Below are 21,580 nucleotides of genomic sequence, written 5' to 3'. Positions count from 1 at the left end.
ACAAATTAATCATCACTGGAATACTCTTATTCCATGACAAGTATTTTTATACAGCAGCATTATCATTTGTATAAATGTCCTTTACAACCGGATCATCACTGAAATTTTCAATATTTGGATCCTCCCATGGTAATGGAATTGGAGGTTCGCTTGAAGGCTTTCCTGCTGGCTTCAGACTTGACAAAGAACGCATAAAATTGTGGGCCGATAGGCGTAAACCAGGGTCCAGCGTGTATACATCACAGAGAAAAGAAGATGATACAATAAGAATTGTTTCCGGTTTTACAGGGGATTATACAGATGGGTCACCAATAACCATCTTTATAGAGAATAAAGACAGCATTTCAAAGCATTACGATTACCTGAGAGATAATCCAAGACCTGGTCATGGAGATATCACTCTTTTTTACAAATATGGAAAATACAGGAATTACCAAGGTGGAGGTTTTCTTTCGGGCCGAATGACTGCACCACTTGTAGCATTAGGTTCAATAGCTCTCGACCTCCTAAAGGAAAAATTCGGAATAGAGATTATATCGTGGATAGACAATATGGGTGGATTGTATTTTGGAGAGAAAATACCAGAAGGTTCAGAAGAACCATATAAGTTTGAAACAAGATGCGAAAATCCTGAATCTGAAAGGCTATCAAAGGATATTCTAAAAGAGGTACTTTCAAGAGGAGATAGCGTTGGAGCAGGCATACGAACAGTTGTTAGGGATGTGCCTAAGGGACTGGGGGAACCGTTTTTCGATTCTGTTGAAAGTTCACTCTCAAAGATGCTTTTCTCTATACCTGGTCTTAAAGGTGTTGAATTCGGATCGGGTTTTCGATTCCAGGGAATGAGAGGATCAGAAGCAAATGACCTGTTCTATATAGATGGGGGGATTATCAAGACCAGAACAAATAACAATGGTGGCGTTCTGGGAGGAATCACCAACGGCATGCCTCTGGATTTTAGAGTGGTCATGAAGCCCACATCCTCCATACACATAGAACAGAAAACAGTCAATATTGAAAAAATGGAGGAAAGCACCTTGAAAGTTACAGGGAGGCATGACCCATGCATAGCCATAAGGTCAGTACCGGTTGTTCAGTGCTCTACTGCAATTACATTGCTGGATCTTATGATTCAGGCACAGAAGGTAGGTAGAGTTTTAAAAAATTGATATCTGTTAACTTTTATTTTAGACAAATGTCACCAAAAATCTGAACATTAACACGGAAAGAGCTACTGATGATGAAATTGTAATTATAATTGAGTACTTTGCAGTCTTAAGTGACGCAAACACACTTCCAATAAGCTTCTGAAAGGCGTTTTCATCACCCATTCTCACTTGGGCTTCTTCAGTAGCCATTCCAACTGATACTTCCTCTGTATTCTGTATTGCCTTGTTGACTGCCGCGTATACGTAATCAGATATTTCACTTAGATTCCCGGCGATTCCCAAAGGATTTATATTCAGAGTGCCTGCATTTACATAATGATTGTCAGTGGTATATATCTCAACAGAAGACACCAATTCCTTCAATTTCTCCTCACATGCCTTTATTGCCTCCCGAGTTATGTTGTTTGAATCGGTTAAAACAATGGTATTCAATTTATCCCCTGTGTCAAATACCAGAGCCTGGATTCCTACAGATGCCAGGTCAGGCATAGAAGGGGCTACATGGCCATATCCTATCTTTGCCGGATATTTGGATGGGAGCTTTGAAAATTCCCTTATAAAAGCATTTGAAAGAGTGGAGCAGTCATGCAGTTCAGGTGCACGTTCGTGAAAATAATTCTGGGCATCAATGGGGGCGAAGTTTTTTAGGGTACTTTTTTCCACTGAATGTATGAGCTTCAACCCTTCCTTCAGTGACACGTCGTCAAAAGAAATCTTTTCCGGAATAATGGACCCAATTCCGAAATCACCGAACTTCAATATTCCTATTGCTATTTTCCCCACACTGAGCTTCTTAAATCTCGACATAGTGGTAACATATTCCATATGATCAAGGGAACGTCTCACTGCATTTGATATAGAATCTATATCAGATTCTCCTGAACAGTTGTTGCTGTTCGTAGTTGTTGTGTGAAATACCATCAAATCTGAACCCAGATCATTAAGTCTGGACTGAAGCCTTGCAGGAAGATCGCTGGAACCCAGAGTACCGAATGGACCTGGGTGTATGTATGGGAAAACCAGAAGCACTTTTCTCGTTCCATTGGATCTTCTTATATCAATAACTTTTACTGGAACGGTCCTCTTGCTACGGTACATCCTCTTAAAGAATCTTTCCCCTATCTTGTTTTCACTTGATTCGTTCTGATAGTTAAGGAAGAATTTAATGAGTTTTGTCGGGCTCTCTCCATATTCACGTGCAAACCCTTTTGTGGTACTCTTAATGAATATAAAACCCGCAATCACATAAACTATAGAAGAAAGAATAAATGGCACAAGAACGTAATAGTCCCTGAATATGACAGTTAAGGCAACAATTGAGGAAAATGTATAATTCAGTGCAGGTATTGTAGATTTAATTATATTGTCAGAATAATAAATAAAGAAGATCAGTATACGGAGCAATGCAGTTGAAGAAATAGAGATCATTATTGCGATCTCGTAGCTCTGAAACACATGAAGGAAGTAGATAACCCAGAAAAATAAATTCCAGATCAGTAGCGATGTAAAATCAAGGAATATTATGCGCCTGAAGGGAAAACTGAAACGTGTTATTACAAAAAAAAGAGAGTCGAGAGCTATTACAAGCAAATACGATCCTAAAATTCCAAAAATGACAACATACAAGCTACCAATGAGAAAATAGTCAACTGTGAGTAGAGCCAGAATTGGAAGAATATAGGCCCACCAGGGGGGCGACTTTCTCACATATTTTGCCAAATCTGAAAACTTTCTATGTTCTCCCCGCTCATCCATTTATGCACACTACCCCTTTGTATGCTCTTCTTTATTTTATATATTTTGGCTTTATTTCGCAATCAGACTTGAATAAATATCAATCAGCGACTGCACATGACTTTTCATGCTAAATTTTTCCACGCTGAATTTTCTTGCGGCCTCTGAAAGTTTATTGAAATATTCAATGTCCTGCTTCAGTTTTCTGATCTCATCGCATGCCTCTCCAATATTGGAGAAATCTGTTGTTAAGATACCGTTTGCCTCATTTCCACTGTAGTTATTAAGAGGAAAATCCTTTGATACCATGGCTGGAAGTCCGGATGAAAGCGCTTCCAAAACAGATATTCCGAAGGTGTCTGACTTGGATGGGTGTATAAAAAGTGTAGAAGTCCCGAGGATCTTTATTTTTTCCTCCTCGTCCACGTATCCCTTGAGTTCAACAATATTTCCCAGGTTTCTTTCTCTGACCATATCGCCAATCAATTTCTCATCCGGCCCGATTCCTGCAATTATGAATTTTATACCGTCTAGATCTCTGAGATTATCTGCTATTTTTATGATGGACCTCACTCCCTTGTCCTCAGCAATCCTGCCGATATAAGTTATTGTGAAGTTTTCATGGTTTTTAGAGCAGACAGTCTGAACAAATCTATCTGTATCGACAAAAAGGGGCAATTCCTTCACGTGATTTAATCCACCATTCTTCAGGGTTGTATAGGCAGACCTGCTGGGGCACAATACCATCCTGCATTTTCTGTAAAGATAAATGTTGTATCTCCATGACAGTTTGAATGCCATTGTACTGAAAGGGAATCTGATGGTATTTTTCATCCTGGAAAAATCTGTGTGAAAAGTTGCCACAATTGGTATTTTGAAATTCACAGATGCACGATAACCTATTGAACCCATAAAAAACGAATCCTGTATATGAATTATATCAAGTTTAAGCTTTTTAATCCTAGTGAAAAGTCTGAAAGGTATGAAATTGATGGGGACCCTATACTGGGGGTACATAACCAAAGGGACTGTCATTGGTAAAAACACATTTTTTTCACTTCTGTCACCGGTAAGAGAAAATATGAAAACTTCATGACCCATGGATTCAAGTTCCATTTTTACATCCCTTAGATAGTGAGAGACACCATCCGGAGTTGGATAGTATGTTTCAGTAAAATACCCGATCCTCATGGTCCTCAGCTTATCACAGGCATGACCTTATAGTTTCCGTATCCTGTGAGCACTTTCATGTACTTTGGCCATTTCCCCCTAAACCCCTCGAGATCAACGAATATCTTTGAAATTCCCTGAATTTTCTCAGGTGCAGATATGATGACAATGTTGTTCAAACCTAATCCATCCATAACATCAGCGGTTATCTGCCTGTTACCCCTTCCTATCAAGAACCCCTGGCCACCTATTGGAGACAGAAACATTACCGCCTTTCCACTTTCTGTTGCCTTAATAATAGAATTGCTGTCGGCATCCTCTACCATCAGTTTTCCCCCCTTTATGATGTCAAACCCCAGATCATTGGTAATAATGGAAAAATGCCTGCATATTGCCTTGCAGGTGCTGCCGGGCCCTATTATATAAGTTGTTTCGGCATCCATCTTTTCAACTATGTAGTCTACTATACCTTCAAGATCGCCCGTAGAATACTCTGCCTTTCCAATTCCTATTATTTCAGGAGATTCAGGTATTAAAACCGTGCCGAATATCTTCAGGTTAAGTTTTCCTCTCCTGTAGTCTGATTCGTCAATATCAACAATTTCACCAGACTTGGTGTTTATAATTCCCTGATGAGATAATTTTCTTAGAAGATCTGATCCATGCTGAACAGACAGAGCAAAAACAGAGCTGTACATCTTCACACCTGCTGGTATGCCCATCAACGGTATTTCATGCTTCAGTACACTGGAAATATCTCTGGCTGTTCCATCTCCCCCTACAAAGACAACCATATCTGGATTCATGGAGTTGATCTTTTCAATAAATTGAACGGTATCTGCCTTCTTACTTATTCCCAAAGGGCCTGGAAGAATTTCTGCATCCCCGATTGAAAGCTTTGAAAAAATGTCGCCACCCATGCAACCACCTGCAGTTATAAAATGGATATCAAAGCCCTTAATCATAGCAACAAATTTTTCAGCCAAGGGTATGGAAACTGAACTCCTGCAATCTGCAAGCCTGAGATGGTCTGAACCTTTTTCATTAGTTCGCGTTCCTAGCCCGGCTAGTGGGTTTAGCATAAAAGCCACTCTAATTGTCATAAGCAAAGCCCAATCCAACATATAGTCAACTTTGCCGTATTAATGTTATCGAGTCCACGCTAATAGCATACCTTATGCCTATGAAATTTATTCTACATAAGAAGCTGTTATTTATGGAAGCAAGTTTCCATGTATAACTGCATAGATCCATTAGAGAGTGTTGCATAGATACTCTGAACAAAAAAAGGACTCCTCTGCAGGGTGAGTTCTGATGTGTATATTGGGTTTTAAAACTTCAGTAAAACAGACGCAAACCAGATCAGGCCTGAAAAACAATTTTGAAAACAAAAGAGGATGTGATAGAAGATAAGGGGTTGTGTCCATGAATTTTAAGACTTATAGGGATAAAAACTTTTAAAAAAATTTGTTAACTTGGTTAATGGATTTTTAGTTTTCACGTCTTACTTTCCCTAAGAACAGCAATTGCAGCCTGAAAGTTATCATTATATCCCACTATTGTCCATGTTGTAAAGTTTGTTCTTGCTTCCAGGTCAAGGCTGTAGGATTCTCCTTCAGGAAGTGTTATCTTTCCAAGTGTCAACTGGTGCGTCCCTCTCATCGTTATATTTGCCTGCATACTATCGGTATATAGGGTATAAGAGAAGTTTTTTTCTCCTATTGACAGTATTGTGAATGTAGAATTGTTTTCTGAGAAACCGGTGTTTGTAAAATCTATTTTAAATATTTTTCCAACAGAAACATTTTTATCGAATGGATTTGAGGTATTGAAATTGAGGGAAGAGGATATATTGACCATGATCATCTCCAGCTCAGCAGTTTGACTGAATGTTCCACTTGTAGCCGAAAGATTGTAATCGTAAATGCCATCCTTCCTTAGGCTGCTTGTATTGAATTCCATGTCATACTTCATTGACATCCCGGGAGATATTGATCTGTTTACGCTTTCAACACTGAAGGATATTGTAGGCAAAACCTTAAATGCAGGAGAAATAACTGATGAACCCAAGTTTGTAAGTGACATATTGAAATTTGCCATGTTTCCAGTTCCATTGACTATTACCACCTGATTCTGTGCCATGTCCATTTGGAACTGCGTATTAGGTGCATGATAGGGCAAAGGCACAAGCCCGATAATGAGAATTGCAAAACCCGCTGCTGCAATTGTTTTTGATTTCTTCCCCAATATTGAGGCATTATTCAATGGTTCAGGACCTCTAAGACCGAACAGGAGGACAAAAACAGCCAGGACAATCCAGGCAGGATAGGCGATCCCAAGCAAGATGATTGCAATTATAGAAATATAAGAAAGAATTATTGCCTTCTTTCCAAACAGTGCTGATGCCAGTATCCCTCCGTCCATGTAACCAAGGGGGAGAGCACTGAATGAGTTTACGATTAACCCAACCCATCCCGCAAATGCAAGTGGATCCAGAATTCCGTTGGACGGAATAAACAGGTATATGAGTATCTGAAAGATGACCGGAGTCCCGGAACCCCCCAATACTGAACTGACGACTGGATTCGCTGGAGGTGAAATGATTGTCTGAAGGCTGCCTGCCATCAGGAATATTGCAGAGATTGCAAAACCAATAAGTAAAGGGATTCCTGAGAACGCAACCATTGACCTTTTAGAGGTGAAATTGTGCCTGTTTGTGTTGATGAGCCCCATGGTCCCCATGCCTATGGGGTCTGGGATAAATATTGGAAAAGAATAGGTCTGCCTGTTCCTGGCAAGTATAATGAATTTTGAGAATTCCTTTGAGATGAGAATTGTCCAAACGGGGAGGACATAGAACATGGCTGAATTTTCAATGGTCCAGAGAAAGCTGGTGTTTCCATAATATGAACTTACATATTCATAACCGAAATAAAATATTGCAATGAAAGTCAGTATAAAAAGTATGAGGCGATAGTGGAACATATCCTTAACTTGCGTCAACTTTGGCAGGATTACTATTTCACTACCATCTCTGTCAGAAGTGAAGGCTACCAGACCCTGACTGGAAATTGCGTTAAGTAGATCATTGAAGGTGCTTTCACTGAATAGTTCATTGTTTTCAACTTTAAAAGTTATTGAATCACTGTCGCTGCTTTCTTCAATAACCTTGTAAAAATGAGTCACTGCATCTCTTGCCGCAGCTTTCTGTTTTTCCTTTAGCATTTCCTCACTGGTTTTTTACAGTAGCCAAAACCTTCCTTATTAATGTTTCATCTATTCTCACAGTTGAGTTGAATCGGGCATATCTCTGTGATCCTGAGGAATAGCTTGCTGCAGGCTGGGAAAGTGCTTTCACGATGGAATCTGATCCCTTAAGGGATGTTGAGATCACAGTAACCTCGATAAAAGAACCTCTGTGATTGTTTATCAGGAACAGTGAATTTTTGCTGGAGTTTGCCATTCTCGTGAATTCCGTTATCTGATCCTGGCTGAATGTCCCGTCCAGCAAATGGACTGAAATTCCATCTACGATGAATCTCATAGATGTATCCATCATATTCTTTACAGTTTCCTTCATGGCTTTATCCCATTTCTTCCTTAGTGAAATATACTCCTCCCATGATGCTTTGAATTTAGAATCCAGATGATCAAGGTCAACGTTCAGTTCATTCCGGATATTCTCCATTCTGGACTGCATTTCCTGAACGAACCCTAGGGCTGAATATCCAGCAGCAAAAATTATTCTCTGGATGCCTTCTTGCAAAGGTTCAGCAGAGATTATCTTTATGAAGCCTATCTGTCCAGTGTAGTCCAGGTGTGTACCCCCGCAACCCTCCGCATCAATGCCTTCTATTTCAACCACTCTCAGTTTGCTGCTTTCTGGTATTCCACCTTCAAAAAGCCTGAAACCATACTTTTCCAGGGCACTGTTCCAGTCGAGAACCGCGGCCTTAATTCTCCGGTTCTCTATAATAACCTGGAGGCATTTTTCCTCTATCTCCCTTATCTCATTTTCGCTTATCTTCCTGTAATGGGTTATGTCAATTCTTGATCTTTCAACCTCTTTCTGCACCCCATTCTGCCAGACATGTTGGCCCAGAGTTTGCCTGGCCACACCTAACAGAAGGTGAGTTGCGGAATGATGGATCATAAGCTGCTTTCTTCTTTTCATGTCAACATGGCCGCTTATTTTTGCCTTCACAGGGATATTTTCAGCCAGATAGTGCACTATGGATTTCCCAACCCGGCGTACATTTATAACTGCTATTTTTTTATTGCCGTATGTAAAGTAACCAAGATCGAAAGGCTGACCTCCGCCTTCCGGGTAGAAAGCTGTCTGGTTTGTAATGATGGTTTTATCGCCGGAGTACATGACAAGTGCATTAAACTCACCAATGTTGGCATCGTCATAGTAAAGAGGGCGTGTTTCTATCTGTGGAAATTCCTCTGTTTTAATCTTCCTGGCCCTGGATTTTTCAAGTTTTTCGTGCCTAAGTATAACCTGACTCTGAAAATCCTCCGGTATATCTACTTTATAGCCGCGATCCTTCAGCAGAACCTCCTCGACGAATGAAGGGACAAGACCGTTTGAATCATACAATGTGACAAGGTCTTCAACATCGATTGATTTTTTTCTGTCAAAAGTTCTTAGTATGAGATTTTTCCCTTTTTCAGACATTTCCTTATATTTTTCGTATTCTGAGTGAATCATCTCGCTTATGAATTTTTCAGGGTATTCTCTCACCACACCACCAAGGAGTTCATAGTGCATTTTTATAAGCGTCTCCACGCTCCCTGTGAATTTTAGATCTTCTATGTACCTGAATGATCTCCTGAGGAGAGTTCTTGCGAGATACCCCACTTTTACATTTGAGGGTATGACATAATCGGAGAAAAGGAGAAGGAGGGTCTTCGTATGATCTGCCAGTGCAAAAACCGATCTGCTGTTCTCAAATGAAACCGCAATATCAGATTGCTTTTCTGTTGTTTCTATGCCCTCTTTCTTGAAAAATTCTTTTAGAACTATAGCCTTTTTGAAAGGGTCAATTTTGGCGGCTATGGATGACATTTCACCTTGGACCTTTTCATCCAGCACTCCTCTGCTGCTGTGCTGAATAATATAATCGATCACAAGCCTGAACGTTGAATCATAGACTGTAGAGGTGCCCTGTGAAAGCCAGGTGAGTCTCTCTAGGCCGTATCCGGTATCAACTACAGAAAGTTCCATTTTGCTGTATTTTGTCCCCTCTATATCCACATCTCCATTATTATCCTCTTTTAGGTCCATGAATACAAGAGTTGCAACCTCAAGCCCCATAACAAAAACTTCGAAAGCATTTCCAGCATTTCCTCCTCCGAACCAAGGTTTCTCCTTGAATGTTATGAGAATTGGATTAATTCTGAGTCTCTCGGTCAGAAAGGCAAAGCAGTACTCGATAGTCTCCTCCTTCCAGTAAACAACCTTATCGCCATAGTTAAAAGCATCATGGCAAAGCATTTCGAAGCTGGTAAGATGCCTTCCTGTTGAACCTACAAGATCAGTATCGGTCATCCTTATGCTTGGCTGCGACATTACTAGAGGATTGCCTGGAGGTTTTACCCTTCCAGAGGTCACGTGGGGCTGAAAATCATAAATTGATGCATTTACTAGCAGGACATCGTCTCTCCATCTGGGAACAACTGGATATGGCATGATCACTTTGTGTGTGTTTTTGAAGAACCCGACGAATTCATCCCTCATTTCATTGAGTGAGAAAGGTTTATAGACAGGCGAATTGCCTATAAATGTATAGGAATCACATGGCGGGTCCCCGCAAGTTGTACGTTCACCATCAAGTGTCCAGAATGCTTTTCCGCATGATGCGCATATCTTTCTTGTAAATCCGGATTTATGAAAATAGTTCAGATCTAGGTCAGGATTATCTATCATGATGAACAAACCCAGAGTTGATTTCAATATTATAGATTTACCGTGGTTTCTGTAATATGGCAATTACCCTTGTTTTTGTGAATGTATTGCCAAATGGATCATAGTTGATGAGTTTAGTCATTTCGGGAGGAGATTGTTCAAGATACTCTCGACAATTTATACCCTCCCTGCTGTTTTCCTCAACGGGATACAGCCATTTAATGAAATGTACTTTTTCTTCCCGTGTCTCCATTGCAATTAATAAAAATCCTTTTTCCTTTGAAAGTCTCTTTATATCCGAAACTTTCAAGGCATACACGTGTGTGTTGTCTCTGATTCTCTCCAGCTTATTGAAAAAGTCAGAATTGTCTTCTTCAGGAGTTGTAAAGTCCACAAACCCAAATTTTCCACCGGGATTCAAGAGAGAATATATCTTTGAAAAAAAACTGGCTATATCGTGAAAATGATGCGCTGCCCTTCTGCAGGTTATTATGTCATACCTTCCATTCTCAGGTTCAAGGTTTTCCCATGAAGAGTTGAGAAATTTTATATTCTTTATACCTGACTCTTCGGCGATTTTCCTGGCCTGATTAAGCATCCCTATAGTAGGGTCTGAGGCCGTTACCCAACTGACCAGGGGTGCCATTCTGACAGCAGTAAACCCAGTGCCTGTGCCTATGTCAAGCAAGATCTCATCTCCTGCCGGTTTTAAAAGATGTTCAAGTATGTCAAGATCCTCTCCTTTCTTGTGTGAATGGCTCGCCGCATACTTTTCGGCATTCTTTTCAAAAAAAGGATTCCCTTCCATAGCCTTTAATGGTATCTGGGAATATAATTGTACTTTCTTATGGCCTTTCAAGATAAACCAGATAGTTCGACTTATCAAATGGTTTGAGATCAATTATCTCAAGCACCTTGAATCCATTGATCCCTTTAATTGAATTCCTGACTATGTCTTTTTCATTCTGCCTTGCATTTATTGCTCTTACTTTAATTATAAGGACTGCTTTCTTCACAGATTTGAATGTTGCTGCAGCAAGATTGAAAATTTGCACCTGATGTCTTTGCGATATGTCCTGGTATATCACTTCAGGGTTGTTTATGAATCCTGCAATATTTTCAATGTTCATGGCATCTTCGAGGAATGGAAAAAGGTTTTTCCTCTCTCCCGATATATTAAGGAGCTTTGTAAATGATTCAAATGAATACTCAACCGCAAATACCTCACCTTCAGGGCAAAGGTCCACTATATGGCTCACTGTTGTGCCTGTGGATGCCCCCAGATAAAGAACCCTGCTGTCCTTCTCAAAGGGTATATATCTCAAGCCTTTTTTAAGTGCTGCAGAAAGCTTGCTTCTTTTAGGATCCCAGTAACGTTTGTAAAAACCGTTCTCTTTCTTTACTTTTTCCCCGTATACGGGTCTTGGATAAGAGGAAATAGTATAGTAGTTTCCGCCCTCCCTTCTTAGCATGGTGTTCCATCCAGAATCCATGCCAGACTAATTGCTTTGGATTATAAACAGTTGTGTTTTGGATCTATCATAGATCTTTTAAATAGAAAGCTTAAACTAACTAATTTGAATTAATAGATTATGAATTATGAGGAAGGAGGGTTGATTTATGGAGTGTGAAATGTGCGGAAAAAAAAGCGAAAGGTTGACCAAGGTGAGAGTTGATGGTGCAATCCTCAATGTTTGTGATTCATGCAGCAAATTTGGTGTTCCTGTAGATAAACTTAGATCATCGGGTTATTCCAATCCAGTAAAATTGCAACCTGAACCTATAAAAATACCTCAGCGTGAATACCGTACTCCAATGCCCCGTAAGATCAAACCTGTCAGAAAAAAAGAGAACATTGAGAATCTTCTTGTTGTACCGGAATATGCTAAGCTTATTCATGACGCCAGATCAAAAATGGAGATGACTCAGGATGATTTGGCTGCAAAGATACTGGAAAGAAAGAATGTTCTTGCGAATATTGAGAGAGGGAGCCTTACCCCAGATATCAGGATTGCCAGGAAGCTGGAAAAAGTTCTGGGAGTTACTTTAATTGAGGAGGAATGATCTTTGACCTTTGCTTCTCGACGAAGAGACAATAAATCACGAGAAAGTTCCGACTTTGATCACGCATCCATTATACTTGACAAAAGTCTGTTAATATAATCAGGATCTTCAGTATCTCCACATCTTTTTACCTTATCTAATGATTTTAAGGCAAAAAATGATCATGATATCTATAAATCAATGCAATATGATTTCCGATGGCATCATACAATTTCTACTACTTTAATAATGTTAGATATCTGTCAAATATTTCATTAAATTTGAGGTAGCCATAGGAAACTGAATATATCTGCTTAGCTGTCAATTACATTTACTAATTCAATGTTATCTTTTTAAAAGACATAGGTTAATATGATTTCGATTATATCACGTAGAGAAAAAGCTTAAATAACTTGGTTTTTTCTATTAGATAAGGTACAAAAATTGAAAATAGAAGTAGGACAAAGGTTTGACTTTGAGGTGGATAGAGAAGATGTGGAGCTGATAGAAGAGGGTTCCATAATTGCCACTTGGTACCATATGGGGAATCCTATATATGTGGAACTCAGCGTGAATAAAACTCTGATGGGTGAAATCAGGAGGGTATTTAGAGACAACAATAAGAAAAATATCCTGGTGTCTATTTTCAGAATTTCGCAAAAGAAATATATCATAACGCCAACTGTTGTTCTTGTGAACAGGCAGATGGGGGGAATAAACCAGATAAAATGATCTTTTTTAATGATAGCTGTAAAAGCCTTCTCCATTTTTAATTCCAAGTTTATTGGAATCAACCATTCTTTTCAATAAGAGTGATGGCCTATATTTCTGGTCTGCGTACTCCTCATAGAGTATTCGTATTACGTCAAATGTGACATCAATTCCAACCATATCTGCAAGTTCGAGTGGTCCCATGGGAAATCCCGCTCCCAGCTTCATTGCAGTGTCTATATCTCCGGCTTCCGCAACTCCCTCATCAAGCATTATTGCCGCTTCATTTAGAACTGGAACGAGTATCCTGTTTACCAGGAACCCCGGGACTTCCTTGACCTTAATGGGCTTCATAAAACCCCGGTGATTCTTAAGTTTTGAATAGAACTCCATCATCTCTCTAACCGTTGCATCTGCAGTCCTCATTCCAGGTACTATCTCCACCAGTGGCAGGGTATATGGAGGATTGAAGAAATGAGTCACAATGGATCTTTCCGGGTTGCTGATAAAGGAAGAGATCTTTGTGATGCTCAGTGAAGAGGTATTAGTGCTGATAATTGCGTTTTCCCGGCAGTGATCTGAAAGGTCTTTCATAACCGCCTTCTTAACATCCATATTCTCAAAAACAGCCTCAACAACATAATCGACGTTCTCGAATTGTGAATAGTCCACCACTGGTTTAATTCTGCCCATAATCTCTTCCACTTTTCTCTCTGTAAGATGGGATTTCAATTTTGTTCTGATTGCCTCTTTCTGTTCTTCAGAAAGCACCACGCCGAGAGTTTCAATCCTTGCTATTTCCTTTGATGATCTGCCTTCTTGAAAAAGAAGCTGTCCCTGAAGAATTTTCTTTATTCTTTTGATTCCGGAATTTACCAGATCAATGTTCTGATCCTTGAGCAGCACCTCAAACCCGTTGAATGCGAAAATTTCTGCAATTGCGGAACCCATGCTTCCTGACCCAACAACTGCGATTTTTTTTATTTCCATAAATGAGTATATTATCCAATTATAAGTTATCTTTTATGAAAAACATTTGAAGGCACCAAATAGGTAAGAAACTTTGCTGAAAAATTGAATTGTCTGGTTTGTTCTTATCGCTCAACATAACGTTTATTCTGGCAGGTTTTCCTTTATTCAGTCTAAATCCCTGAATGTAAGAAATTCCTAGTAAATGTGCTTTAAAATATATATAGTAAAATTGCGTTAATGTTTTGGTCACAGATGTCTAAGAAGAAATTTTCGGTAGACGACCTGGAAGAAGCCAGCTTTGAAGAGCTAGAAAAGACTGTTTTTGGTGAGGAGGAAAAAAGGAAGAATAGTTCAAGGAACAATTCTGGTCCTGTCACGCGGAAATAGTGTGCCTTCCCTTATGTTGGGCAGGTCTAGGAGTATCATCAGAAGTCTCTCAAGGCCCAATCCCCATCCAGCGTGGGGCGGCATTCCGTACTTGAAAGCCTTTATGTAAAATTCAAAGTTTTCGGCCTTAAGGCCCTTTTCAATAAATCTTTTTTTGAGAATATCCGGATTATGTACTCTCTGGGCTCCAGAGGTGATCTCTTTTTCCCTGTATTGCAGGTCGTAGGAATTAGTATATCTGGGGTCTTTCTCATTTGGCATAGTGTAGAAAGGCCTCAAAGAAGATGGCCAGTCTACTATGAAGTAAAAATCATGGAATTTTTCGCCGATGAACTTAAGTGCCTCAACCGAAAGATCTTCTCCGAATGGAATTTCTACACCGTTGGCACTGGCGATATTCCTGCATTCCTCATAACTTATGCGTGGGAATGGGACTTTTGGTATCTCTATTTTTAGACCAAGTGTTTCGAGGTCCTTTGAACTTGCTTTCAGGACACTTTCTATTCCATTTTTCACTGAATTTTCAAGCATTGTCATTGCTCCGTTGTGGTCGGAAAATGCCATTTCAATATCTACTGATGTGAATTCGTTGAGATGCCGTACCGTATTGTGCTCTTCTGCCCTGAATGCCGGACCCACTTCGAAGACTCGGTCGATTCCTGAAGATATTAGAATTTCTTTGTAAAGCTGTGGAGACTGATTCAGATAAGCTTCCTTCTCAAAGTATTTGACTGGAAATAGATCGGATCCACCTTCGGTAGCTGCTGCAACTATTTTTGGTGTCTGTACCTCAACAAAATTCTGCCGGTGGAGATACTCACGTATTCCCCAAATCAATGAGCTCTTAATCCTGAAAATACTTGCCTTTGCTGGCTTCCTCAGGTCCAGGAATCTATTGTTGAGTCTGGTCTCAAAGTCGGCCTCTACGGGGTCGATTATTCCAAGTGGGAGAGGGGATTCGGATACATTCAGCACGGTGAAGCCAGTAGCTTCAATCTCAACTCCCGTTTTACTTTTTGATTTGAGGTTCAATTTACCTTCAACGTTTATGACAGATTCCCTGGAAAGGTTTGAAAGCATATCCATATCTGGAAAGTTATCACGCTTAAAGGTGGCCTGTACCATTCCTGTGCTATCCCTCAATACAACGAAAACAAGATTCTTAAGAGATCTTATCTCCTGTGCCCACCCTTTTACAACAACACTGTTTCCATCCGGCAGACTCTTAAGGTCCCCTACGAGACTTCTTTCCATGTTGGGTAATTACTACAGTATATTAAAAATCAGTTTTTCAGGATTGAACAAATTAGATACTGACGACGGGCCCATGTAACTCTTGAAGAGTTAATCAAAGATGCAATAATATTTGGGCCAGGGTTTTCTTTGCAAAACTGAAGCTATTAGACATTGCAATCAAGTTATACCTTAGAATATTATTTGAATATATTATATGGATAATATGAGAGATGTGGACTCCTGTTGAGACTTGATAAAATATAATAAGTCTAATTCCATATTTGGTTGTTGAACAAATTCAGACTAGTGTCCATAGTTCTTATAATTACAGTTGTATTTTTACTTGTGGGCAGTATGGCAACGCCAGTATCTGCAACATCTCCCCCTTCAGTTGTAGTTATACATCTGGACCAGCGGATAGATGAGGGTTCTCAAAGCATGGTAAATTCGGCGCTGTCCGGTCTTACCCCTGCGAATACAAAAGCAGTGATTATCGAATTGAACACACCGGGAGGAATCCTGCAGAACATGATCCAGATAGTTAATGCCATAAACAATACAGAAGCTACTGGAATTCCAGTTTATACATATATTCCAGCCAATGGATCTGGGTCTTCCGCGGGAAGTTATATTGCAATGGCTACAGATTATATAGGTATGGGAGCGGGTTCATACATAGGATCATCCCTTCCCTCGGTTGAGGGTGGAACCGCCAGCCAGCAGGCTTCTGCAGTAAAGCAAATGGCTAATCTCATGGAATCTATGGCCTTTGATCATGACAGGAACGTTTCAGCAGCAAAATCTATGGTTTTAAATGATACCTTATACACAGAGGCACAGGCAGTATCAATTGGAGTTGCAAACGGATACGCACTTAACCTTACAACATTCATTAAAGATCAGGGTCTACAAAGCTTTCCTGTAAACAATGTTACACCATCTTTTTATGACAGTTTCATATCTTTCCTCAGCGACCAGTTTGTAATAGGTGTCCTGATAATACTTGGGGCCATAGCAATTCTAGTTGACTTTTATCATGGCAGTGTACTTCTCAGCATTGTGGGAGTGATACTCATTGCGTTGGGTCTTATTGGCGCAGAAGTCATTGAAGCTTCAATTATAGGTATTGTTTTCATACTCGTAGGCGTCGTTCTTATATTCCTGGAGATGAAAATAGGCCATGGGTTCGCACTGATTGCAGGGGTTATTATAGCAGTTGTTGGAACATTTCTTCTTGGATCACCCCAATATTCTTCCAATCTGGGCTATTCACCTTCACCTGTGACCTCTGGAAGTGTAGTAAGTGCCATAATAATAGTCATTCTGGCAATAGCAGCAGCCCTTTACCTCAGAAAGATAGCACTCTCTATAAAAACCAAAAAAACAACTGGCAGTGAGGCCATTATAGAAAAGAAAGGTGTTGTAAAAGTTGAAATTAACCCAGTAGGCTGGATTTCAGTGGAAGGGGTTCAGTGGAAGGCCAGATCTGTTGACGGATCAAAAATCGATAGTGGAAAAATAGTGAGAGTAATAGGAAGGGAAGGGCTCACACTGGTAGTAATGCCAGTTACTGGCTGAGTATTTTTGAATCAATTTTCGCATGAAAGGGGATCATTAACCTGTTGGTTTTTTCCAAGAGGAGTGAATAAGAGTTTATAAGATTCCAGAAAATTACATATCATGACAAAGCATATTCTGGGCTTTGACGTTGGCGGTACAAAAATCTCAGCAGTAATAGGGAATGACAGGGGGGAAATACTTTCAAATGTGAGAAAACCAACTGTAAAACATCTGGGGAAAAAAAGGCTCCTGGATGAGTTCTACAGCATGGGAACAAAAGCGATGGAATTAGCTGAATTAGATAATATTGATAGCATTGGAATAGATTTCGCAGGCCTGGTGGACCGGGAGAAGGGAGTTGTAGTTTCATCACCTAATATACTGGGACTGGATAACTTCAAGGTGGTGGAGGAAGTTGAAAAACATTTTGGAGTCCCGACTGTGCTGGAGAATGATGCCACTGCAGCCACAATAGCTGAGAGAATTTTTGGTTCAGGCAGAGGAGTTGATAATTTTGTATACTTAACATTAAGCACTGGAATTGGGGGAGGGGCCTTTCTTAACGGAAAACTTTACAGAGGAGTCCATGGCATGGCGGGAGAATTCGGGCATATGGTGGTAATGTCCAACGGACCTAACTGTGGTTGTGGCAGAAAAGGGTGCCTTGAAGCAATTGCAGGTGGAAAGGGTATTGCCAGGAGAGTATCAGAGAACATAAGTGCTGTTAGGGATTCGGCTCTGTTTTCAAAAATAACTCCAGACAAAATAGATGCTGAAATGGTTTTTAAGTACATGGAGGAAGGGGATATGTTTGCCCAGCTAATAGTTGAGGAGACAATATATTATCTGGCAGTTGGGATAGTTAATGTAATAAACATTCTGGACCCGGAGGTTATGATAATAGGTGGAGGAATATCCAGAGCAGGGAAACTGCTCTTTGATCCTTTGAGGGCAGCAGTTAATGAAGAGTTTAAGAGCATGAAGAGGCCTGTAAAAATACTCCAGGGACTTGACAACGGCCCAGACCTTGCACCGATTTCCATACCCCTTTACAACTTCTAATTTATCTGGACAGAGGATTGGAATAGCAGTGATTTCCTGTTGCGGGATATCAGTTATTTCCCTGCTTCCCCATAAGCCCAAACAGTTTGTCCTGCCACAGGTTGTATTCCTCCTTCACCTCCTGTGCCTTCACCACTTTAAAACTACCTGATTCCATTGCAGTTTTATATTTCTGAGAAAGGTTATTTAGATCCATCCTGGCATATTTGTCGAAAACTGATCTTATTTCCTGTTCTGTTTCCCTGGAAACCTTCTTAGTGCCTTCCAAAGTATACTCAGTACGGTAGAATACATGTTCTCCCAGAGTTACATGGCTTATTTGCCAGTGGACTTTTATCTTCTTCAAAATTTCATTTCCAGCCAGATTGGAAATTGACTCGGCAACTTCATTATTCTCATCACCATTGGTTTGAAATGATATTTTTACAACATTTTTTACCATATTTGCGCCTTGAGTAGCAAGTAAGTATCAAAATTCCATATAAAAACACAATCTTTACCCAGAGTTCTCTTTCCCATGATGGATTTATTATTTTTTCCTCACGCATTTCAGGATTTCAAATATGGTATAAAAATCAATAACCATTAAATAAAATGCTTCTTATGACACTGTGATTGAAAATATGTGATTTCTATGGTTTCCAAAAAAATTAAGATAGATGATATGGAAGAAAACGGGAGAAGATTTGCAGGCAATACAAACAGGTTTCTGAACAATGATGTTCCAAAATATAGATTTCCGCCTATGATGATGGAACCAAGATCAGCGTATCAACTGATACATGATGAGCTGAATCTTGACGGAAATCCTGGACTTAACCTTGCAACGTTCGTTACAACATGGATGGAGCCGGAGGCTGATAAACTGATTATTGAAAATCTGCACAAGAATTTCATCGATCACTTTGAGTACCCCCAGGTGGAGATTATTGAGGAAAGAATAGTGAACATATTGGCCAATCTCTACAATATTCCTGAAAGTGAAGATTTCGCCGGGACTTCAACAATTGGATCTTCAGAAGCAATAATGTTGGGCCTTCTAGCACATAAATGGAACTGGAGGGAGAAGATGGAAAAACAGGGAAAATCTGCTGCCAAACCGAATATTGTTTTCGGGGGTGACACACACATTTCTTGGGACAAATTTGCCAGATACTTCGATGTGGAACCCAGAATTATTCCAATTGCAAGGGACCGATACACAATAACTGCAGAGGATGTAAAGAAAAATATTGACGAAAATACAATAGCAGTTGGAGTTGTACTGGGCACAACTTTCACTGGTGAATTCGATCCGGTTGGAGAGATCAACGATATGCTCCTACAGATGAAAATGGAAAAAGGGCTTGATGTCCCCATACATGTGGATGCTGCAAGTGCAGGGTTTATAACACCATTTCATGAACCAGATTTTCCCTGGGATTTTAGGTTGGAACAGGTTAAATCAATAAACACATCAGGCCACAAATATGGACTGGTTTACCCAGGGCTGGGTTGGCTCATATTAAGGAATGAAAAACTGCTTCCAGAAAATCTGAAGTTTTATGTGAATTATCTTGGAGATGAGATGCCGACATATACCCTTAACTTTTCCGAAGGCAGTTCCATGATTGTTGCACAGTACTACAATATAATGAGGCTGGGGAGGGAGGGGTACCGGTCCATAGTGGAAAAGATGATGAACAATGCCCATTATCTGGCAGGTAAAATAGCCAAGCTTACCTATTTTGACATTCTGAATGATGCCGAACATATTCCAGTTGTTACCTTCAAACTGCATGGTAACCAGGACTTTGACCTCTTTGACTTATCTTACAGGCTTAGAGAGAGAGGGTGGATAGTGCCGGCATACTCACTCCCTAAAAATGCGGAAGATACAACAATTATGAGGGTGGTTGTGAGAGAGAACTTTACTGCTGATATGATTGACCTGTTTGTTAGGGATGTAGAAAATGCTTGCAAAACTTTAATGTTAAAGCGTAAAAAGATCAGTGGAAGGTCTCCCAGGAAGGGGCATTCTATTTCATGACCCTTTTTTCAATATGAAGACTTTTACAAATGATTTTGAGTGGGAGAACCAATAAGCCTTTTATATATAGGAGATTGGAATTAAAGTTAAAATCTGTAATTAATTGAGAGTATATTAAATGCTGGCAGGGAATGGAATACCTAAAATAATGTTTGCAGAAAATGCTACTGGTATACCTGATTTCTTAAGGCATTAGCTATAACGCTACTGTGCAAGATCCTCCAAACCTTGAAATTGAGAGGAATTCAGAATCCTGGATTACCTTAATTACCTGGCAATATTGGAGACTTCAATTACCAGGAAATGGAAAAGAAAGTTTTGCATTAGGCCGATCTGAAATTACCATTGATGATAGGAGAAAGGTGAATCCGCATAAACCTGGGAGTTTGCCAATCTCCCGGGATTCTTGAGATAGCTTTTAACCTCCTCTCTCATCCATGTTTCCATGTCCGTGAAAGAGAAACCTCTTTCAGAAGATTTTCTTGTTGATAGAATAAAGTCCTCGTCTCTATAGCATCTTTATTTAAGCAGATAATTTTCAGATTCAAAGGAATCTGTTTTTCCCATTGATCCTCCCATTAAGCTTAGAAAACTTCTGACATCGTAACACTGTTTTGAAGCGGTATTATATGGTCCATTCTTTTTAGTTATTCCCAACAAGGCAGGAAAACGACCTACGTCATCAACCCGGGTGTAGTTCCTCTAACCTGTTTTTACAGGGACTTAAAACCCTTCACCATCACCTGTTCCTTCGAGATGGTCGTAAAATCTAAGAGTGCTGTCACAATTTCCTGAAATAATTAGAAATCTTGCTGTTTTTAATTTAAATCCGCCACTCTGGAAAACATAAGTTTCGACGTTTCTCTTACCATCTGCATAGCTTTTTTCACTGAGTTTTTCATCAACTTTGAAATCGTATGGGTCAAATGTTTCCTCTTCTAATATCCCATTTTATCTGAATATACTGAAGCGCTGGAGGTGAATATATGCCCATGTGATTTCCCATGTAACATTCTCCCCAGCTAACGCAGTTTGTTTCCCTTATCTATGATTGAAGTTGCCCTTTTTGGCATATCTCCAATCTCCACGAACATATATTCGGAATTGTCTCTACCTATCTTTATCAATCCGGCATCCGTATGTTGATGGCTGCATTGAGATTTCCTGTCCATTAAGATAAAATACACATTGCATTGGCATGTCCAGTCTGAAAGCCTCAGGTCATGTTTTATATTTCCAAAGATTGAAGATTTTTGTTATGTTTATCTGCGATCTCTTTTGCTTTCATCTTTAGGAAATGCACAATGGAATCCTTTGTGAATACTTTCTTTACATCACGGACTATGTAAGCAAGCAGATCATAAACTAAATCAAAGTAACCAAGGTTCCCTATTTTTTCTCTTACAGATAATGGATGGAATCTGTCCTGACTTATGTAACTTATATTTCTATTGAACTCCACTTCTGTTTTCCCAGATGATCCTATTATAACCTCATGACCACCGTCAAGCAGATACTTCACCAAGATTCTACCTGTAAAGTTTGTCCCTCCACTTAACAAGAATTTTCATAATATTTGCATAAGGGTAGGCCTGT

The 21,580-nt window shown here is 39.8% G+C and carries 17 protein-coding genes; 6 read left to right on the top strand and 11 right to left on the bottom strand.

Annotation, left to right across the window (positions count from 1 at the left end):
- The first annotated feature begins 74 nt into the window (after positions 1-74).
- Positions 75-1,169, top strand: a complete 1,095-nt coding sequence (gene aroC / locus OXIME_RS01710; protein ID WP_393971760.1) for a chorismate synthase — start codon at positions 75-77, stop codon at positions 1,167-1,169.
- A gap of 18 nt (positions 1,170-1,187) precedes the next feature.
- Here the strand turns inward: aroC and OXIME_RS01705 are convergent, their stop codons facing one another.
- From OXIME_RS01705 to OXIME_RS01675, 7 genes are all read right to left on the bottom strand, one after another.
- Complete coding sequence (locus OXIME_RS01705; protein ID WP_393971759.1) at positions 1,188-2,924, bottom strand: DUF2070 family protein; 1,737 nt, start codon at positions 2,922-2,924, stop codon at positions 1,188-1,190.
- A gap of 51 nt (positions 2,925-2,975) precedes the next feature.
- Positions 2,976-4,094, bottom strand: a complete 1,119-nt coding sequence (locus OXIME_RS01700) for a glycosyltransferase (RefSeq protein ID WP_393971758.1) — start codon at positions 4,092-4,094, stop codon at positions 2,976-2,978.
- Positions 4,095-4,099: 5 nt separating this feature from the next.
- The gene (locus OXIME_RS01695) at positions 4,100-5,155 is read right to left on the bottom strand and encodes an ATP-NAD kinase family protein (protein ID WP_393971757.1); all 1,056 of its coding nucleotides are present in this window, start codon (positions 5,153-5,155) and stop codon (positions 4,100-4,102) included.
- Positions 5,156-5,570: 415 nt separating this feature from the next.
- Positions 5,571-7,298, bottom strand: coding sequence for a hypothetical protein (locus OXIME_RS01690; RefSeq protein ID WP_393971756.1), 1,728 nt, complete (start codon positions 7,296-7,298; stop codon positions 5,571-5,573).
- Between the two features lie 4 nt (positions 7,299-7,302).
- Positions 7,303-10,005 (bottom strand): alanine--tRNA ligase, encoded by a 2,703-nt coding sequence (gene alaS, locus OXIME_RS01685; protein ID WP_393971755.1) that lies wholly within the window; start codon positions 10,003-10,005, stop codon positions 7,303-7,305.
- A 37-nt stretch (positions 10,006-10,042) separates the two neighbouring features.
- Positions 10,043-10,792, bottom strand: coding sequence for a class I SAM-dependent methyltransferase (locus OXIME_RS01680; protein WP_393971754.1), 750 nt, complete (start codon positions 10,790-10,792; stop codon positions 10,043-10,045).
- Between the two features lie 37 nt (positions 10,793-10,829).
- Complete coding sequence (locus tag OXIME_RS01675) at positions 10,830-11,477, bottom strand: fibrillarin-like rRNA/tRNA 2'-O-methyltransferase (RefSeq protein WP_393971753.1); 648 nt, start codon at positions 11,475-11,477, stop codon at positions 10,830-10,832.
- Between the two features lie 139 nt (positions 11,478-11,616).
- Between OXIME_RS01675 and OXIME_RS01670 the strand changes: the two genes are divergently transcribed.
- Both OXIME_RS01670 and OXIME_RS01665 read left to right on the top strand, forming a co-directional pair.
- Positions 11,617-12,048 carry a multiprotein bridging factor aMBF1 gene (locus OXIME_RS01670; RefSeq protein WP_393971752.1) on the top strand — a complete coding sequence of 144 codons (432 nt, stop codon included), beginning with the start codon at positions 11,617-11,619 and terminating at the stop codon, positions 12,046-12,048.
- 423 nt (positions 12,049-12,471) lie between these two features.
- Positions 12,472-12,759, top strand: coding sequence for a hypothetical protein (locus OXIME_RS01665; RefSeq protein WP_393971751.1), 288 nt, complete (start codon positions 12,472-12,474; stop codon positions 12,757-12,759).
- Between the two features lie 6 nt (positions 12,760-12,765).
- Here OXIME_RS01665 and OXIME_RS01660 read toward each other — a convergent pair whose 3' ends face one another.
- Positions 12,766-13,728, bottom strand: a complete 963-nt coding sequence (locus OXIME_RS01660) for a 3-hydroxyacyl-CoA dehydrogenase family protein (RefSeq protein WP_393971750.1) — start codon at positions 13,726-13,728, stop codon at positions 12,766-12,768.
- A gap of 333 nt (positions 13,729-14,061) precedes the next feature.
- A complete protein-coding gene (gene aspS / locus OXIME_RS01655) occupies positions 14,062-15,351 on the bottom strand; it encodes an aspartate--tRNA(Asn) ligase (protein ID WP_393971749.1) in 1,290 nt (429 codons plus the stop codon).
- Positions 15,352-15,621: 270 nt separating this feature from the next.
- Between aspS and OXIME_RS01650 the strand changes: the two genes are divergently transcribed.
- Together OXIME_RS01650 and OXIME_RS01645 are read left to right on the top strand one after the other, a co-directional pair.
- Positions 15,622-16,911 (top strand): nodulation protein NfeD, encoded by a 1,290-nt coding sequence (locus OXIME_RS01650; RefSeq protein ID WP_393971748.1) that lies wholly within the window; start codon positions 15,622-15,624, stop codon positions 16,909-16,911.
- A 102-nt stretch (positions 16,912-17,013) separates the two neighbouring features.
- On the top strand, positions 17,014-17,955 hold the full coding sequence (locus tag OXIME_RS01645; RefSeq protein WP_393971747.1) for an ROK family protein: 942 nt from the start codon (positions 17,014-17,016) through the stop codon (positions 17,953-17,955).
- 49 nt (positions 17,956-18,004) lie between these two features.
- Here the strand turns inward: OXIME_RS01645 and OXIME_RS01640 are convergent, their stop codons facing one another.
- On the bottom strand, positions 18,005-18,397 hold the full coding sequence (locus OXIME_RS01640) for a DUF2004 domain-containing protein (RefSeq protein ID WP_393971746.1): 393 nt from the start codon (positions 18,395-18,397) through the stop codon (positions 18,005-18,007).
- 222 nt (positions 18,398-18,619) lie between these two features.
- Here OXIME_RS01640 and OXIME_RS01635 point away from each other — a divergent pair, with 222 nt between their 5' ends.
- Positions 18,620-19,984 (top strand): glutamate decarboxylase, encoded by a 1,365-nt coding sequence (locus OXIME_RS01635; RefSeq protein ID WP_393971745.1) that lies wholly within the window; start codon positions 18,620-18,622, stop codon positions 19,982-19,984.
- Between the two features lie 1,228 nt (positions 19,985-21,212).
- On the opposite strand, the gene OXIME_RS01630 is transcribed toward OXIME_RS01635, so the two are convergent.
- The gene (locus OXIME_RS01630; RefSeq protein ID WP_393971744.1) at positions 21,213-21,509 is read right to left on the bottom strand and encodes a hypothetical protein; all 297 of its coding nucleotides are present in this window, start codon (positions 21,507-21,509) and stop codon (positions 21,213-21,215) included.
- Positions 21,510-21,580: the final 71 nt, after the last annotated feature.

Source organism: Oxyplasma meridianum, assembly GCF_038024865.1.
GTDB lineage: Archaea > Thermoplasmatota > Thermoplasmata > Thermoplasmatales > Thermoplasmataceae > Oxyplasma > Oxyplasma meridianum.
Note: the sequence above shows the minus strand (reverse complement) of the source record. Positions and strands in the feature narration are given on the sequence as shown.